Source organism: Williamsia muralis (assembly GCF_051487485.1).
Classification (GTDB): Bacteria; Actinomycetota; Actinomycetes; order Mycobacteriales; family Mycobacteriaceae; genus Williamsia; species Williamsia muralis_B.
Map to the genome: position 1 here is coordinate 124251 of NZ_JAHVCV010000009.1, position 17441 is coordinate 141691.

Annotated in this window: 16 protein-coding genes; 12 read left to right on the top strand and 4 right to left on the bottom strand. The window is 63.9% G+C overall.

The annotated features are described in order from the left end of the window. Nucleotides 1–74: 74 nt before the first annotated feature. Nucleotides 75–791, top strand: coding sequence for an RDD family protein (locus tag KXR83_RS22355; RefSeq protein ID WP_437426725.1), 717 nt, complete (start codon nucleotides 75–77; stop codon nucleotides 789–791). Nucleotide 792: 1 nt separating this feature from the next. On the opposite strand, the gene tgt is transcribed toward KXR83_RS22355, so the two are convergent. The 3 genes from tgt to KXR83_RS22370 form a co-directional block, all read right to left on the bottom strand. After that, nucleotides 793–2055 (bottom strand): tRNA guanosine(34) transglycosylase Tgt, encoded by a 1263-nt coding sequence (gene tgt / locus KXR83_RS22360; RefSeq protein WP_437426726.1) that lies wholly within the window; start codon nucleotides 2053–2055, stop codon nucleotides 793–795. Between the two features lie 110 nt (nucleotides 2056–2165). Then, the gene (locus tag KXR83_RS22365) at nucleotides 2166–4511 is read right to left on the bottom strand and encodes an MMPL family transporter (RefSeq protein ID WP_437426727.1); all 2346 of its coding nucleotides are present in this window, start codon (nucleotides 4509–4511) and stop codon (nucleotides 2166–2168) included. A gap of 56 nt (nucleotides 4512–4567) precedes the next feature. After that, on the bottom strand, nucleotides 4568–5188 hold the full coding sequence (locus tag KXR83_RS22370) for a TetR/AcrR family transcriptional regulator (RefSeq protein WP_437426728.1): 621 nt from the start codon (nucleotides 5186–5188) through the stop codon (nucleotides 4568–4570). 159 nt (nucleotides 5189–5347) lie between these two features. Here KXR83_RS22370 and KXR83_RS22375 point away from each other — a divergent pair, with 159 nt between their 5' ends. The 4 genes from KXR83_RS22375 to KXR83_RS22390 all read left to right on the top strand — a co-directional run bounded on the left by KXR83_RS22375 (nucleotide 5348) and on the right by KXR83_RS22390 (nucleotide 9693). Next, the gene (locus KXR83_RS22375; RefSeq protein ID WP_437426729.1) at nucleotides 5348–5863 is read left to right on the top strand and encodes a hypothetical protein; all 516 of its coding nucleotides are present in this window, start codon (nucleotides 5348–5350) and stop codon (nucleotides 5861–5863) included. A gap of 866 nt (nucleotides 5864–6729) precedes the next feature. Further along, nucleotides 6730–7176: a DUF6764 family protein gene (locus KXR83_RS22380; RefSeq protein ID WP_437426730.1), complete on the top strand. Its 447-nt coding sequence runs from the start codon at nucleotides 6730–6732 to the stop codon at nucleotides 7174–7176. Between the two features lie 147 nt (nucleotides 7177–7323). Continuing rightward, entirely contained in the window at nucleotides 7324–8481 is a 1158-nt protein-coding gene (locus KXR83_RS22385) for an acyl-CoA dehydrogenase family protein (RefSeq protein ID WP_030168740.1), read from the top strand. A gap of 45 nt (nucleotides 8482–8526) precedes the next feature. Beyond that, complete coding sequence (locus KXR83_RS22390) at nucleotides 8527–9693, top strand: thiolase family protein (protein WP_317713641.1); 1167 nt, start codon at nucleotides 8527–8529, stop codon at nucleotides 9691–9693. A 76-nt stretch (nucleotides 9694–9769) separates the two neighbouring features. Here the strand turns inward: KXR83_RS22390 and KXR83_RS22395 are convergent, their stop codons facing one another. Then, nucleotides 9770–10597, bottom strand: coding sequence for a crotonase/enoyl-CoA hydratase family protein (locus tag KXR83_RS22395; RefSeq protein WP_437426731.1), 828 nt, complete (start codon nucleotides 10595–10597; stop codon nucleotides 9770–9772). Nucleotides 10598–10740: 143 nt separating this feature from the next. Here KXR83_RS22395 and KXR83_RS22400 point away from each other — a divergent pair, with 143 nt between their 5' ends. The 7 genes from KXR83_RS22400 to nuoE all read left to right on the top strand — a co-directional run bounded on the left by KXR83_RS22400 (nucleotide 10741) and on the right by nuoE (nucleotide 17441). Further along, nucleotides 10741–12909: an MMPL family transporter gene (locus KXR83_RS22400; RefSeq protein WP_437426732.1), complete on the top strand. Its 2169-nt coding sequence runs from the start codon at nucleotides 10741–10743 to the stop codon at nucleotides 12907–12909. A gap of 27 nt (nucleotides 12910–12936) precedes the next feature. Next, the gene (locus KXR83_RS22405) at nucleotides 12937–13353 is read left to right on the top strand and encodes a hypothetical protein (RefSeq protein ID WP_437426733.1); all 417 of its coding nucleotides are present in this window, start codon (nucleotides 12937–12939) and stop codon (nucleotides 13351–13353) included. A 226-nt stretch (nucleotides 13354–13579) separates the two neighbouring features. Further along, nucleotides 13580–13972, top strand: coding sequence for an NADH-quinone oxidoreductase subunit A (locus tag KXR83_RS22410; protein WP_437426784.1), 393 nt, complete (start codon nucleotides 13580–13582; stop codon nucleotides 13970–13972). Nucleotides 13973–14009: 37 nt separating this feature from the next. Then, the gene (locus tag KXR83_RS22415; RefSeq protein ID WP_030168726.1) at nucleotides 14010–14564 is read left to right on the top strand and encodes a NuoB/complex I 20 kDa subunit family protein; all 555 of its coding nucleotides are present in this window, start codon (nucleotides 14010–14012) and stop codon (nucleotides 14562–14564) included. Further along, on the top strand, nucleotides 14561–15268 hold the full coding sequence (locus tag KXR83_RS22420) for an NADH-quinone oxidoreductase subunit C (protein ID WP_437426734.1): 708 nt from the start codon (nucleotides 14561–14563) through the stop codon (nucleotides 15266–15268). Before KXR83_RS22415 ends, KXR83_RS22420 begins: the two co-directional genes overlap by 4 nt. Beyond that, nucleotides 15268–16575 carry an NADH dehydrogenase (quinone) subunit D gene (gene nuoD, locus KXR83_RS22425; RefSeq protein WP_437426735.1) on the top strand — a complete coding sequence of 436 codons (1308 nt, stop codon included), beginning with the start codon at nucleotides 15268–15270 and terminating at the stop codon, nucleotides 16573–16575. The genes KXR83_RS22420 and nuoD overlap by 1 nt, the downstream gene beginning before the upstream one ends. After that, nucleotides 16572–17441: an NADH-quinone oxidoreductase subunit NuoE gene (gene nuoE, locus KXR83_RS22430; RefSeq protein WP_437426736.1), complete on the top strand. Its 870-nt coding sequence runs from the start codon at nucleotides 16572–16574 to the stop codon at nucleotides 17439–17441. The genes nuoD and nuoE overlap by 4 nt, the downstream gene beginning before the upstream one ends.

Here is a 17441-nt window from a genome sequence, read left to right on the forward strand (position 1 = left end):
TTGTCCGGTTTAGACTCGTCACGACCATCAGGTAGGTGCGAAGCGTGCCTTCGCCGCGAGAGGAATCGAACGTCATGAGCGGACCGCAGTACCCAGGCCCCGATCCGAACTACCCGGGCAACAACCCCCCGCCGAACCCGGACCTGGGTAAAGGCGGCCCGGCAGGTCCGCCTCCCGGTTCCTACCAGCAGCCAGGCACCCCGCCGCCGGCAGGTTCTTACCCGCCGCCGCAGGGCAGCTACCCCCCGCCCTCGCAGGGCAGCTATCCCCCGCCGCCCCAGTTCGGCGACCAGTCCAGCTACGGACAGCCGCAGGCCGGCGCCGGATTCGGGCAGACCGCAGGCGCTGGAATTCGCTTGGGCGCCAGGATCATCGACGCCATCATCGTCGGCGTGGTCTTGGCCATCGTTTCGACGATCGTCGTGCTGGTCGTCGACATCTTCATCGTGTCGCTGATCGTCTCCCTGATCCTGAGCCTCGCCGGGTTGGCCTACTTCGTGTTCTTCGAAACCCGTTCGGGCGCAACGTTGGGCAAGCAGCTCCTGAAGCTGAAGGTCCAGGGTGTGTCGGGCGGACTGCCCACCCAGGAAGAGTCACTCAAGCGGAACTCCTGGATGCTGATCGGCTTCCTGTCGTCGCTGCTGTCGTTCGTGCCGATCCTGCCGTTCCTGTTGAGCCTCGCCTCGCTCGGAATCCTGATCGCCATCGGTGTCACCATCAACAGCGACCCGAACAACCAGGGCATCCACGACAAGTTCGCCGGCGGCACCAAGGTCGTCAAGACCAGCTAGTTCACGAGGTTTTCGCCTGCGCGTAGTACCGGCCGAGGAATTCGTCCCGGAACTCGAAGTAGGTCCCGTCTTCGATGGCCTGGCGCGCCCGCTCCACCAACGTCACGATGAAGTGTTCATTGTGGATGGTGCAGAGTGTGGCCGCCAGGCCTTCTTTGGCTTTGAACAAGTGGTGGATGTACGCCCGGGTGTATTGCGTTGTGTAGTTCTCGATCTCGGGATCCAGTGGTCCAAAGTCGTTGCGGAACCGACTGTTCGTCACGTTGTAGCGACCATCGAGTGAATAGATGGCCCCGTTGCGTGCCACCCGAGACGGCGACACGCAGTCGAACGTGTCGACCCCGTTCTCGATCGCGGTGAAGATGTCGTCCGGTTCGCTGATCCCCAGTAGGTGACGCGCTTTGTCTTGCGGCAGTTCCTCGTTCACCCACCGGACGATGGTGCCCAGGTTCTGTTTCTCCAGTGCGCCCCCGATTCCGTAACCACCGAAACCGCGGCCGCCGTTGTCGACGTCGCGTTCGCTCATCGCAACCAGATCTCGCGCCGCCTTGCGCCGCAGGTCTTCGTACTGCGCGCCCTGCAGCACTCCCCAGAGCGATTGGGTTGGTCGATGGGTGCGTTCGGCAGTCAGCCGGTTGTGTTCGGCCAGACACCTGATCGCCCAGAGCCGTGTCCGCTCGAGCGACGTCTCCTGGTACTCACGGGTGTTCATCAACGTGGTGAGTTCATCGAACGCAAAGATGATGTCGGCGCCCAACTGGTGTTGGATCTGCATCGACACCTCAGGGGTGAACCGATGGGGCGACCCGTCCAGATGGGATTTGAACGTCACCCCGTCGTCGTCGACGCGGGCCAGTCGTTCCTTGCCCTCGGCGATCACCTCGTCGTTCTGCATGCCGGTCACGTCCATCGCGATGACCTTCTTGAAGCCGGCCCCGAGCGACATCACCTGGAAGCCGCCACTGTCGGTGTAGGTGGGGCCGGGCCAATTCATGAACTTCCCGAGACCACCCGCCTCATCGATGATGTGCGGACCGGGCTGCAGGTACAGGTGATAGGCGTTGGCCAGCACTGCCTGGGCGCCGAGGTCGCGCACCGCCTCGGGAACCACGGTCTTCACCGTCGCCTTGGTCCCGACCGGCACGAATGCCGGCGTTTTGATCTGCCCGTGCGGAGTACTGATCGTCCCGGTTCGACCGAGCGTGCCGGGCAGGCTGGTCCCGAGGGTGAAGCTGCGGTCGGGGCCTTGTTGGGGATCGTTCACCGATGCATCTTCCCAGTGCGCCGCACCACCGGGCAAAACGCCCGCCCCCTCAAACGAACTCACCCCACCGACTCAGCGAGCCGGTGGGGTGAGTGCCTGTGTGACGACGATCAGACGGACACTTGTTCGCGCCTGTCGATTTCCGCTTGCTCGGCGGCCAACGTCTTGTTGAGCTTCTCGCCCTCGATGTCGACGTTGGGCAGGATCTTGTCCAGCCACTTGGGCAGCGACCACGCCTTGTCGCCCAGAAGGGCGAGCACGGCCGGGATCAGCGTCATGCGGACGATGAAGGCGTCGAAGAAGACCGCGATCGCCAGCGCAAATCCCATCGCCTTGATGAACACCATCTCCTGCAGCATGAAGGCGGCGAACACCGAGATCATGATCGCGGCTGCGGCTGCCACCACGCGGGCACTGTGGCTGAAGCCCGAGACGATCGCCTCCTTGGCCGACGAACCGTGGACGTACGCCTCGCGCATCCGGGTCACCAGGAACACCTGGTAATCCATCGCGAGTCCGAACACCACGCCGATGAGCATGATCGGCAGGAAGCTGACCAGAGGCTGCGGATTACCGATCAGCCCGAGGTCACCATTGGTGAAGATCGCCACCGTGGCACCGAAGGTGGCGCCCACGCTGAGCAGGAAGCCCAGTGCGGCGGTCAGCGGAACCAGGATCGAGCGGAACACGATCATCAACAGGATGAACGCCAGTCCGACCACCACGATCAGGTACGGGATGAGTGCCGAGCTGAGCTGGTCGGACACATCGATCTCGATCGCTGTCTGGCCGGTGACACCGTAGGTGAGTCCGGTGGACTCGGTGACACTCGATTCCAGGCCTCGCAGGTCTTTCACGAGTTGCTGCGTGGCCTCTTCTCCCGACGAACTCGCAGGGAGCACCGAGATGATCGCGGTGTCGCCGGACGCGTTCACGTCACCGGGGCTGATCAGCGCCGTGGCGACATCGTCGACGCCCTTGATCTGGTTGACCAGACCGTTGAACGCGTCGATCCGCTGCGTCTCGTCCGCGATGGCGCTGCCGTCGACAACAACCACAAACGGATTGTTCTGGCCAGGGCCATAGCCCTCGGCCACCAGCTCGTACGCCTTGCGCTGCGTGGTGCTGGGGTCGCCGCTGCCGTCGTTGGGCAGAGCCAACTTCAGACCGGCCATCGGCAGTGCGATCAGCGCGAGCAGGATGATCGGTGCGATCGCGAAGAGCGCGGGCCGCTTGACCACCTGGTTGATCCAACGCTGGCCGTTGTGCCGGCGCGCCGGATCGGCAGGCGTCACATCAGGTGCGTTGAGGGCCTTGATCCGGCCGGCAAACACCTTGCCACCGAACAGTCCGAGGATCGCAGGCAGCAACGTGAGCGCAACGAGGACGGCGACCAGCACCGTGCCGGCCGCGGCCAGACCCATCGCCGTCAGGAACGGGATGTTGACGATGAAAAGCGCTGCGAGCGCGATGAACACGGTCGCACCGGCAAAGACAACAGCCGAACCCGCTGTGCCGACGGCCTTTCCGGCTGCTTCGGCACGAGACTTGGAGGTGTGCACCTCATGCCGGTAGCGGGAGAGGATAAACAGCGCGTAGTCGATACCGACCGCGAGACCGATCATCGTCGCGAGGATCGGGGTCTCCGAGCTGAGATCGAAGAAGAACGTGGCTGCTGTGACGCCCATCATGCCGATCACCACACCGACGATCGCGGTGATGAGGGGCATGCCCCAGGCAACCAGCGACGCAAAGGTGAGGATCATGACGATCGCACCGACGCCCATACCGATGAGCTCAGAGGTGAGACCGATCGCGGGCTGCGGCAGGGCCGTACCCGACATCTCGACCGTGAGGCCTCCCTTGCGCACTTGATCGGCGACGTCTTCCATCTGTTCGTGAGCCTTTGCGCTCACGTCCGCGCTGGCCTCGACGTCGAAGGACGCACCGAGCTGGGCCATGGTCTGGTCTTTGTTGATCGGCGACCCGGCCTGTGCGTCGGCTGCCGCTTCGACGGGCGACTTCCCGAACTGCTGGGTCTGGAACTCGGTGACCGCGTTCCAGCCGGGCCCGGGACTGTCAGGTGTTCCGTAGGTCTCGAATGGATTGGCGATCGAATCAGGCTGCTTGACCTTGTCGAACTGCTTCATCTGGTCGACCATGCGGTTGATCGTGGCCTGATTCTGCGGGGTGTTCAGGTTCGAACCATCCGGGGCCTTCACCACGTACTTGACCGACGTGTCCTCGGAGAACTTCGGCTTTTCCGGGAAGGCCTCGACCATCTGATTCTGAGCTTTTTCCGACGGAATGCCCGGAATCGAGAAGCTCTCGGAATTGGGCTTCGACAGCGTTGCGGCCGCCACACCCATCGCGACCAGCACGAGTAGCCAGATCGCGATCATCTTGAACTTGTTCAAATAGGCCCATTTGCCTATTCGATAGAGATAAGTGGCCATGTGCTGGTCCTTCCAGTGGGTCTTCGGGAGGTTTGGGTGCGCCGGTAGGCGTCAGGTCAGGGATTTGGTGTCGACATCGGGCGGGACAAGCCGCACTTGGTGGGACGGAATGCTTCGCCGAGAAATTGGCGGAGGTCGGTGTGCGGGGCGAGCCCTTCGCTCCACATCTCCAACCCCACGCGCAGGGTCACCAGCGCGTTACCGAAGACCAGGCGTTCGTACAGGCCCAAGTCGGTGGTTTCACCGCGACAACCGACCACCGACTCGAACCGGGCCTTCTGTTCCGCGGCCAACCCGTCACTGTGTTTGTGGTCGGCCAGTGTCGGCTCGGTCTCGAGCAGACGGATCAAGGTCAGGAACTGCCCCGGATCGGCTTCGGTGTCGCAGGCGATCTCGGTCAGGGCGTACTCGACCGAGTCCCACAGCACCTCTCCCCCGGGTCGTGACTCGATCAGATCGGCCAGGCGGTCGAGCATGACGCCGACGAAATAGATCAGCGCATCCTCTTTGCTCGGGAAGTAGTTGTGGAAAGTCCTTGCGGATACTCCGACTTCGGCGGCAACGGTCTCCACGGACACCGACTCGAGGCCGCCGTCCGATGCATGACGGAGCACCGCAGTTGCCAGAGCCAGCCGTGTGGCTGCCTTCTTGGATTCGCGTAAGCCCATTTCTTGCATGACATCCACCGTACGGAAGTTGCAGAGTTCTGCAACTTTTCTGTCGGGTGCAAAATTATAGAACGCGTCACACAGGGCTTCTGGAGTGGCGGGCATCACCTGGCACGGCGGACGCGTCGCCGTCATGTGGTCGGGGATGCGGTTCGCTACGGTTGCCCCATGCGTACCCGTTTTCTCCGACTTGCCGGACCACTGGTGATCGCCACGGGCGCGGTCGCCACGCTTGCCGCCTGCGGCGGGGACGACTCGACCGCGTCTTCCAATTCGTCGGCCGCGCAGAGTTCGGGCAGCGCCGCGACCGGTTCGAGCTCCCCAGTCGAGCCCGGCGCCACCTCATCGCGCACGCCGTCGACCGAGAATTCGAATGCACCCGCCGTCCCCGGCCCGTCACTGCCGCCGGCCACCTCGATTCCCGACTCGAAGCGACTTCCCGCCATCGAGGGCGTCCGGTGCGAGACGGTCAACGGTCCCGACGGCGCACTTCAGGTGGTCATCTTCGCCGGCAGCGGCGTCGACTGCGCCGCAGTGATGCCGGTCGCCAGGGAGTACGGCCCGAAGATCGCAACAGGGACTCCGCAGCAGGTCAGCGGCTGGGAATGCGGCCCATCACAAACCCGAGGGGTGCTCTCGCGATGCACTCGGGGGTCGGATGCATTCGGTTTTGCCATCGAGTGATGTGGCTGTTCTGTCGGGGTGGGGTCGCGTGGGTAACGGGCTGAGGGGTCGGCGAGGGTTGCGAGCCGCTCGGCCAACCGGCACATGCTTGCACTGCGGACCGAGCGTCGGCGAGAATCGCGAGCTGGCCGTCAGCGGCGCCCACCAAACCCGCAAACGCTCGCACTACAGACTGAGGTTCGACGAGAATCCCGAGCTGGCGGAACGTGCCGCTCGGCAAACCGGCAAACGCTCGCACTACAGACCGCGCAATGACCAGAACCGCGAGCCGGCCGATGCCAGAGGCCCTGGAGACCGAGCATCGGCCAGGTCTGTGAGCCGGCGGAACGGGCCGCTCGGGTAACCGGCAATCGCTCGCGCTACAGACGGAGCAACGGCATGAAGCGCGAGCCGGCCGTCAGCGGCGCTCACCAAACCCGCACACGCTCGCACTACAGACCGAGCGTCGGCAAGAATCCCGACCTGGCCGTCAGCGGCGCTCACCAAACCCGCAAACGCTCGCGCTACAGACCGAGCATCGGCGAGAACCCCGAGCCGGCCGTGAGCGGTGCTCACCCAACCCGTAGACGCTCGCGCTACAGACCGCGCATCGGCGAGAACCCCGAGCCGGCCGTGAGCGGTGCTCGCCAAACCGGCAAACGCTCGCACTGCAGACCGAGCAACGACAAGAACCGCAAACCGGCCGTCAGCGGCGCTCACCAAACCCGCAAACGCTCGCACTACAAACCGACCCTCGACGAGAATCCCAAACCCCCGGAAACCACCTTTTTCGACTTTCCGGCAAACCAGGCAATCCACTTTTGTTTCGGCTCCGAACACGTGTGGTAGTCGTCACAAAAATGCCGCATCGAAAAAGGAGCTCGAGAATGATTCGTTTCACTCGCAAGTCCGTCGTCGCCGCCGCAGCAGCCGGCGCGGGTGCCGCCGCCCTCACCTTCGCCGCCGCACCCACCGCCACCGCAGCCCCTGAGATCTGCCCGAGCTTGCCCGGCCAGACCAGCGAGGGTGCGACCTGCTACTCCTCTTCAGGTCCGACCGGCCTCACACTCGCCATCACCGCAGATGGCGGCGTCGCCGTGTCCACCGGCAACAACTTCTCGGGCCCCGCTGCGATCGCTCTCGGACCAGGGGCGGTTGTAGAGATGCAGGGCGTGAATCCAGGGTTGTCCATCGGTATCGCGGGGCCGGGAGCGACTGTGGTGGTCGACGGCCAGAACCGGGTGCAGTGCACTGACGGGATCAGTTTCGCCGGCGACTTCCAGACCTGGAGCGGCTGCTTCAACAACGGCACCACCCAGATCCCACTCGGATGACCGCTTGGGGCCCGAGACTCACCCATGTGAGTTTCGGGCCCCGATTCCGGCGATAGCGCTCACCCTCCATCACCTGGTGTTCTAGTTTGCTAAGTGAACCTTGCGTCGCGGACCGACCGCGATCGTGCACTTGAAGATGGAGGAGCAATGCTCCGCACGGTGTTCGACGAAGAACATGAAGCTTTCCGAAAGGTGGTGCGCGACTTCATCGCACGCGAAGTCGCACCGGTGCACCACGAATGGGAGGAGCAGGGCCACCCGCCCCGCGACTTCTATCGCCGTCTCGGCGAGATGGGCATCCTGGGGATCGAGGCGCCCGAAGAGTTCGGCGGAGGTGGAGCGGACACCTTCAAGTTCAGTGCCGTGGTCACCGAAGAGGCAGCACGCGCAGGTGTCACGTTCGGCACCTACTCGGTTCACTCGAACCTCATCCTTCCGTACTTGGTGAAGTACGCAACCGACGAACAGAAGAAGCGCTGGCTTCCCGGATTCATCTCCGGCGACATTATGACGTCGATCGCGATGACCGAACCCGGGACCGGCTCGGACCTGGCCAACATCGCAACCACCGCAAAGCTGTCCGATGACGGCAGTCACTATCTCCTCAACGGCGCCAAGACCTTCATCACCGGCGGCGCCCTTGCCGATCTTGTCCTGGTGGTCTGCCGAACGGCGGCAAGCACCCCAGAGAACCGGCGCGGAGGTCTGAGCATCTTGTGTGTCGACACCACATCGCCGGGATATTCGGTGGGACGCAAGCTGCAGAAAATCGGGCTCAAAGCCTCTGACACTGCTGAACTCTCGTTCGACAACGTTCGCGTCCCGGTAGAAGACCGACTCGGTGAGGAGGGCGAGGGCTTCAACTACCTCACCCATAACCTCGCGCAGGAACGCCTGACGATCGCATTGCAGTCGTCGGCCGCCGCGCAGGCCGCGTTGCGCCACGCACTGGACTACGTCAAGGACCGCAACATCTTCGGTAAGCCGCTCGCGGCTTTCCAGAACACCAAGTTCGTACTCGCCGAGTGCGCCACCGACGTCGAAGCCATCGTGCTGATGGCCGACCGTGCGCTTGAACTCCACGATTCGGGTGACCTCACCGTCGCCGATGCGGCCAAGGTCAAGTTGTTCTGCACCGAAGGTGCGGGGCGGGTGATCGACAAGTGCCTGCAACTGCACGGCGGATACGGGTACGTCACCGAATACCCCATCGCCCGTCTGTACGCGGACACGCGTGTGTCCCGAATCTACGGTGGCACAAGCGAAGTCATGAAGACCATCATCGCCAAATCCCTGGGCATCTGAAAGCCCGTCCCATCTCAGTGATCCGAAACAGCAGGAGAACAAACAATGCGTGATGCAGTGATCGTCGATGCCGTTCGAAGTCCAGTCGGCAAACGTGGTGGCGGCCTGTCCGGTATCCACCCGGTCGACCTGTCGGCCCAGGTGTTGCAGGCGCTCGCCGCCCGCAACGGCCTCGATCCCGAACGGGTGGACGACGTGATCTGGGGATGCGTTTCCCAGGTCGGTGAACAGGCCGGCTGCATCGGCCGGTATTCGGTACTGGCTGCCGGCTGGCCCGAGTCGGTGCCCGGGCTCACCGTGGACCGCCAATGCGGATCTTCGCAACAGGCAGTACATCTGGCCGCGGCCGGAGTTGTCGCAGGCCACTACGACGTCGCCGTTGCCGGAGGTGTGGAGTCGATGTCGCGTGTGGTGATGGGTGCGGCTCGTGCCAGTGGAGAGCACGGCGAACCCTTTGGGCCGATGGTGCGTAAGCGTTACGACAACTTCGTGTTCAATCAGGGTATCGGCGCGGAGATGATCGCCGAGGAATTCGGTTTGAGCAGAACAGATCTGGACCAGCACGCCCTCGACTCCCACGAGAAGGCGGGCAACGCCATCGACGAAGGCCGTTTCGTCGACCAGATCGCACCCATCACGGTCACGGCCGAAGACGGCACCACCACCGTGGTCACCACCGACGAGGGAGTTCGTCGAGGCGGCACGCTCGAGAAGCTGGCGGGCCTCAAGACACCGTTCAAGGAAGACGGGGTGATCTCCGCGGGCAACGCATCGCAGATCTCCGACGGTGCCGCTGCGCTTCTGGTGACCACGAGCGAACTGGCGTCGGTATACGGATGGACCCCTATCGCCCGCGTGCATTCGGTGGCGGTGGTGGGCGCCGACCCGATCACGATGCTGAAAGGCCCGATCCCGGCCACCGCGAAGGTGTTGCAGCGCGCCGGAATGTCCATCGACCAGATCGGCACCTTCGAGATCAACGAGGCGTTCGCGTCGGTGTCCCTCGGGTGGCAGAAGAGCACGGGCGCCGACTACAAGCTGCTCAATCCGGACGGCGGCGCCATGGCGCTCGGCCACCCGCTGGGCGGGTCCGGTGCGCGACTGATGACCACGATGATTCACCGGATGCGGGCGCAGGGCATCCAGTACGGACTGCAGTCGATGTGTGAGGGTGGCGGCATGGCCAACGCAACCATCCTCGAATTGCTCTGACCTGGTCGAGCCGTTCAGGCGGCTGCCACCGGACTGGTGGCAGCCGCTCTGTGCGTCAACGGGTTTGAGTTGGCTGTCAGTCTCCCGTGAACTGCCCGGGCCTACGTTCGACAAAGGCCGACAGCGCTTCGCGATGATCAGCCGTGCCGTGCGAGATGGCCTGCATCGCGGCCGACAACTCCAGGATGCTGCCGAGGTGTTGCGTATCCGCCTCCCGTAACAGCTTCTTCGTAAGTCGCAGCGCATTCGGGGGATTCGACGCCACGCGGGCGGCCAGCTGTTTGGCGGTGTCCATGAGGGCGTCGGCGGCCACCACCCGCGACACGAGTCCCCACTCCAGCGCGGTTGCCGCATCCACGCGGTCTCCAGTGAAAGCCATTTCCGCGGCGCGTGCCGCACCCACCGCGCGCGGAAGCAGCCATGCTCCACCATCGCCCGGTATCAGGCCCAGCTTCACGAAGCTCTCCGCGAAAAAGGCGTTCTCCGAGGCGATTCGCATGTCTGCCATCAACGCCAGATCACATCCCGCGCCCACTGCAGGTCCGTTCACCGCTGCGATGATCGGCACCTCGCAACCGTAGATCGCCCGCGTCAGTCGCTGTATCCCACCGGTGTAACCGTGCTGGATGTCGGCTTGATTGCCGCCGAACATCCCGACCCGGTCCACCATGTCCTTGACATTGCCACCGGCCGAGAACGCCGACCCCGCTCCGGTGAGGATCACCACTCGTACGTTCCGGTCTGCGTTGGCGGCCGCGGCCAGGTCCACCATCCGGGAGACGACCTCGTCACCGGAGATGGGGTTGCGCGCTTCGGGCATGTTGAGCGTCCAGGTTGTGATGCTGTCCTCGGTATGAGCGACGACGACTTCATGTGACCCGGTCACATCGTTGGGGTTGGTCATGCAATGGATTCTCCCCCTTAGCCCGCCGTCAGGCGATATGCTTTCCCCGCTTCGACCCGGGCAACATCCTGCGACGGCACCCGCGCAGGATCGCGAGACGCGGAGCGAGCATGTACGTGCCCGACCCTCGGACGGAAGTTCCCATGTTCGCTGTCATCGCCCGCACAGTTGTCGCTCATCCGTGGCGATTCATCGCCGGTTGGGTGGTCATCGCAGTGCTGATCATCCTGTTCTCGCCCAACCTCGAAGACCGCACGAGCAACAATCAGCAAGACTTCCTGCCATCGTCGTTCGAGTCGGTCCATGCTCAGGAATTGGGGAACGAGTACTTTCCGGCCACGGCCGGAGCAACCGGCACCCTTGTGGTTTCTCGTCCGGACGGCGCCCCACTGACGCCGGATGATGAACAGACCGCCCTGGGTTTGGCAACTACGTTGCAGGACTCGAAGATTCCCGGCGTCACGAGTGTCGTCGGCAGTCCCGAATCGTTCTCGCCGGACGGCAAGGTGGCCGCGCTCCAGGTGACCTTCGCCGGTCAGCCCGGTGACGAGACGGTCAACGATGCGGTGGCCGATGTGCGCGACGATGCCACCAAGGACCTCGAAGGCACCGGGCTCACAGCGGGTCTCACCGGCAACGCCGCAATATCGGTCGACAGCAACGCCGCTTACGCTGATGCCGAGCAGGTCATCACCATTGCGACGGTGGTCATCATCCTGCTCACCCTCGGGCTGGTGTTCCGCAGCCCCATCATCGCGATTCTGCCCATCGTCGTGATCGGTGTGGTCTTCATCGCTGTTCGTGGTGTGACAGCCATGGCGGCAAGTCTTTTCGACTTCGAGGTGAGCACCACCCTCGACGCGATACTGGTGGTCGTGCTCTTCGGTGTCGGCACCGACTACATTGTCTTCTTGCTCTTCCGCTACCGGGAGGAGTTGCGGCGGGGCAACTCTCACAATCCGGCGATCGTTCTCTCGACGCGAGTTGTCGGCCGGGTGGTCGCGTCTTCGGCACTGACGGTGATCGGCGCCTTCTCCGCGCTGTTCCTCGCCAAGCTGGGCTCACTCAGTTCGCTGGCACCGGGTCTGATCATCGCCGTGGCAGTCATGCTGATGACCGCCCTGACGCTCATCCCCGCCATTTTCACCATCCTGCATCGCCACCTCTTCTGGCCGCTCGGACCGGGCCACGACCCCAAACGCTCACCGTTCGCCGGGATCGGCCGATTCGTGGGCAGCCGACCGATCATCGTGGTCGGCACGGTGGTGGCGGGCCTGATCGTGTTGGCGATCTTCAGCACCGGATACAAGGCCACCTACGACACCCTGGCCGAGATGCCCTCGGACACACCGTCCCAGCAAGCGTTCGACACGCTGGCCGACTCCCTGCCTCCAGGGGCGCTGAGCCCCACCCAGGTGTACGTGAAGACACCTGGCCCGGTCCCACAGGACCAATTGGCCACGCTCGAGGCGAACCTCGCGAAGGTCCCCGGCGTGGCGTCGGTGCAGCCACCCAAGATCAGTCAGGACGGTACGGCCGCACTGATCAACGTCATCTTGACCCAGAGTCCGTACACAACCGACGCTCTCGACACGGTGGAGGGTCCTGTGCGGCAGACAGCACACGATTCGATCCCCGGGGCCGAGGTCTACGTCGGTGGACAGACGTCGACCTTGGTCGACGTGCGCAAACAGCTCGGTTCCGACACCGGTCTGGTGTTCCCGGTGGCCGTGGTGATCGTCGGTGTGATCCTCGGGCTGCTCCTGATGTCGGTTCTCGCACCGATCAACCTGCTCATCTGTGTCGGGCTCACTTTCGCGGCCACACTCGGCGCTCTGGTCATCGTCTTCCTGCACGCCGCCGGCCTCGCAGGCATCGACTTCTCGACGCCGATCGTCCTCTATCTCTTTGTGGTCGCGATCGGCACCGACTACAACATCCTGCTCGCCGAGCGCTTACGAGAGGAGTTCCGCGAGGGCCATTCACCTCCGGACGCAGCGCGGATCGCGATCGCCAACGACGGTCCGACGGTCGCGGCGTCGGGCACCATCTTGGCGCTGACCTTCGCCTCGCTCACACTCACCGGGCTCGACAACCTGAAGGAGCTCGGTGCGGGCGTCGCGATCGGTGTCCTGCTCGCATCGCTTGTGATGGCTCCCACGCTGGTACCTGCTCTCTCGGTGTTGCAGCGCAAGGCGTTCTGGTGGCCGGCGAACAAGGTGCCCGCCGGGCCGAAGGAGTCACCGCCCCCGGGATCCGATGGCGACGCGTCCCCCACCGGCCCCGCAGATTCGTCAACTGCCCGCTCCTGACAGTGCCCCGCGCGTAGCATCGGCCTGGTGACAGAGGCACCGTCGCGTTCCAATCGCCTTGATGTGCTGCGGGTTCTGGTCTACAGCAGCGACGCTGCCACGCGCCGGCAGGTCATCGAGGCACTGGGCGACCACCCCCCTTCCGGACTCGCCCCGTTCTCCTATGTCGAGGTGGCAACTCAGCCCGCTGTGCAAGCCAGGATGGACGAGGGCGGCATCGATCTGGTCATCCTCGATGGTGAGGCGTCTCCCGCGGGCGGCATGGGTATCGCGAAACAACTCAAAGACGAGGTGGACCACTGCCCTCCCGTGGTCGTTCTGACCGGCCGCGCCGAAGACAGTTGGCTGGCCAACTGGTCGCAGGCCGAGGCGGTTGTCCCCCGGCCTCTTGATCCGTTCACCCTCACCCAGGCCGTTGTGGAAGTCCTGCGTCCCTCGCGCTGACTTCCCTTTCTCCCGCGTAGATTTATGCGCGATCGAGATAACTGGGATGACAAATCGGCAACCCGTGTCACCGCGAGAACCCTGCCGAGCACCGAGGTCTCGCGAGTAGCGTGTGTCTCAGATCACACACAGCCCATGTGCGGTCGCACCCTCGGACAGCATGCTGGTCCGCCCGGTCGATGACCGCCGCTCCACCGCCACTCGCGGGAAAGGAGGATTCGGTGCCATGAATCTCTACGTGCCGATCCTCGTTCTCGGTGCCATCGCCGCCGCCTTCGCGGTCTTCTCGGCAATGCTCGCCTCGGCGGTAGGGCCCCGCCGCTACAACCGCGCCAAACTCGAAGCGTATGAATGCGGGATAGAACCCATTCCGAACCCCCTGCGAGGCAAGAACTCTGGGAGCGCCGGGCTGTCTGCCGGTCAGCGGATACCCGTCAAGTACTACCTCACAGCCATGCTCTTCATCATCTTCGACATCGAGATCGTCTTCCTGTACCCGTGGGCGATCTACTTCGACTCGCTCGGCTTGTTCGGCTTGATTGCCATGGCGCTGTTCATCTTCAACGTCTCGGTTGCCTACGCATACGAATGGAGGCGGGGCGGCCTGAGCTGGGATTGATTGTCTGCTGGACACATTCGAAAAGAGAGTAACCACCATGGGACTCGAAGAGAAGCTGCCGAGCGGGTTCCTGCTGAGCACCGTCGAAGGTCTCGCCGGATACATGCGCAAGGGTTCCCTGTGGCCCGCCACCTTCGGATTGGCCTGCTGCGCAATCGAGATGATGGCCACCAGCGGTGGTCGCTTCGACATCGCCAGATTCGGCATGGAAGCGTTCCGGGCGTCGCCGAGGCAGGCCGACCTGATGATCGTCGCCGGCCGGGTCAGCCAGAAGATGGCACCGGTGCTCCGGCAGATCTACGACCAGATGGCTGAGCCCAAATGGGTTCTGGCCATGGGTGTCTGCGCTTCATCGGGCGGCATGTTCAACAATTACGCGATCGTGCAGGGCGTCGACCACGTCGTTCCGGTCGACATCTACCTGCCCGGTTGTCCGCCACGGCCCGAGATGCTGTTGCACGCCATTCTCAAGCTGCACGAGAAGATTCAGGACATGCCACTCGGGGTCGACCGGGTGGAGGCCGTCAAAGCCGCTGAGGCAGCGGCACTCACCGCCACCCCCACCATCGAGATGAAGGGGTTGCTGCGATGACGCCGCCCGATGACGGGCCCACCCGCGACGACGCTCCCGGCGAGGTCATCGGTGTCCGTCGGGGGCTGTTCGGCGTACGAGGCAGCGGCGACACGTCTGGTTACGGTCGTCTCATCCGCCCGATCACGCTGCCGGGCAGCACTCCTCGTCCGTACGGTGGCTACTTCGACGAGATGGTGGACACCCTCGGGCAGGCGCTGGAGACGGTCGACACACCTGTCGAGATGTTCGACGCCCTCGAGAAGATCGTGGTCTACCGCGAGGAACTCACCTTGCACGTTTTTCCCCCGCATCTGCCGGTGATCGCACAGACACTGCGCGACGACCCGAGGTTGCGTTTCGAGCTGTGCCTGGGTGTCAGTGGAGTCCACTACCCCGACGAGACCGGCCGCGAACTCCACGCGGTCTACCCGCTCATGTCGATCACCCATAATCGGCGTGTCCGGCTCGAGGTCGCCGTTTCCGATGCCGACCCCCACGTCCCTTCGCTGCACGCGATTTACCCCACCACCGACTGGCACGAACGTGAGACCTACGACTTCTTCGGCATCGTCTTCGACGGCCACCCGTCGCTGACGCGGATCGAGATGCCGGACGACTGGGCGGGACATCCCCAGCGCAAGGACTACCCCCTCGGCGGAATCCCGGTGGAGTTCAAGGGCGCGCGTATACCACCGCCTGATCAGCGGAGGTCCTACAACTGATGAGCGACAACATCGACACGGGCAGCAACCTGTTCACTGCCACAGGCCAGGACTGGGACCACATCGTGAGTTCGGCCGCCGAGTCCGGCGAAGAACGCATCGTGGTGAACATGGGGCCGCAGCATCCATCGACTCACGGTGTGCTGCGGTTGATCCTGGTACTCGAAGGGGAAACGGTCACCGAGGCCCGCTGCGGAATCGGCTACCTCCACACCGGCATCGAGAAAAACCTGGAGTTCCGCAACTGGACGCAAGGCGTCACGTTCGTGACCCGGATGGATTACCTGTCGCCGTTCTTCAACGAAACCGCCTACTGCCTGGGTGTGGAGAAGCTCCTCGACATCACCGATCAGATACCGGAACGGGTGAACGTGATCCGGGTGCTGCTGATGGAGTTGAATCGCATCTCCTCGCATCTGGTCGCGCTGGCGACCGGCGGCATGGAACTCGGCGCGGTGACCGCGATGCTGTTCGGTTTTCGCGAGCGCGAACTGATCCTCGACATCTTCGAGATGATCACCGGATTGCGGATGAATCATGCCTTCATCCGGCCGGGTGGTCTGGCCCAAGATCTGCCCGACGGGGCGGTGGAGAAGATCGGCGAGGTTCTCGACGTGCTCCCAGGGCGACTACGGGACATGGAAGACCTGTTGAGCGAGAACTACATCTGGAAGGCACGCACTCAGGGCATCGGCTACCTGGACCTCACCGGCTGTATGGCTCTGGGGGTCACCGGCCCCATCCTCCGCGCGACCGGTCTGGCGCACGACCTCCGACGTTCTGCGCCGTACTGCGGTTACGAGAACTATGAGTTCGACGTGATCACCGATGTGGCGTGCGATTCCTACGGTCGATACCTGATTCGTGTCAAGGAGATGAAGGAGTCCCTGAAGATCGTCGAGCAATGCCTCGACCGATTGCGTCCTGGCCCGATCATGTTGGAGGACAAGAAGATCGCCTGGCCTGCCGATCTTGTTGTGGGCAGCGACGGGTTGGGCAATTCACGCGAACACATCGCCGAGATCATGGGCTCGTCGATGGAGGGACTCATCCATCACTTCAAACTGGTCACGGAGGGCATGCGGGTGCCGCCGGGCCAGGTGTACGTGTCGGTCGAATCGCCCCGGGGCGAGCTGGGTGTGCACATGGTCAGTGACGGAGGGACCCGACCGTACCGAGTGCACTTCCGCGACCCCTCCTTCACCAATCTGCAAGCGGTGGCCGCCATGTGCGAGGGCGGGATGATCTCGGACGTGATCGCTGCGGTCGCGAGCATCGACCCTGTGATGGGCGGAGTGGACCGATGACTGCCGAGCCTGTCTTCCTCACCTTCGGTGATCCGGTGCCGCCGGAGCAGCGCTATCCCGCCGATGTGGTGGCCCGGCTCGAGCCGGACGCCCGCGAGATCATCGCCCGATATCCCGATGCGCGGTCCGCACTGCTGCCACTGCTGCACCTGGTCCAGAGCGAGGACGGGTACATCACGCCGGCCGGGATCGCCTTCTGCGGAGGGCTTCTCGAGCTGACACCGGCGGAGGTGACCGCGGTGTCCACGTTCTACTCGATGTACCGCCGGCGGCCGACCGGGGATTTCCTGGTCGGGGTCTGCACCAACACCTTGTGCGCCGTCATGGGCGGTGATGAGATCCTTGCCGACCTCATCGACCACCTCGGGGTGTCGCCGGGAGGCACCACCGCGGACGGCTCGATCACGCTCGAACATCTCGAGTGCAATGCGGCGTGCGACTTCGCACCCGTGGTGATGGTGAACTGGGAGTTCTTCGACAACCAGACACCGGAGTCGGGCCGCGAGCTTGTGGACGCGTTACGTTCGGGCGAGCAGGTCACCCCGACACGGGGTGCGCCGCTGTGTACCTTCCGCGAAACAGCCCGCATCCTGGCAGGTTTCGCCGATTCCCGGCCTGGTAACTCGGAAGCTGCCGGGAGTGCCGGTGATCCCAGCCTGGCCGGTCTCCTCATCGCCCGAGACCGGGGTATGCAGGCCCCCGCCACCGATCGCCCAGACCACCCGAATAACGCATCCCCCGACGCGGGCCGTTCCGGTGAGGCAGATGAAGCCGAAGCATCCCGGACGGCCGCAGACAAGCCGGCACCGGCGCCGGATGCGCAACCGCACGATGACAGTGCGACCACGGACAGCAAGGAGGTGTGA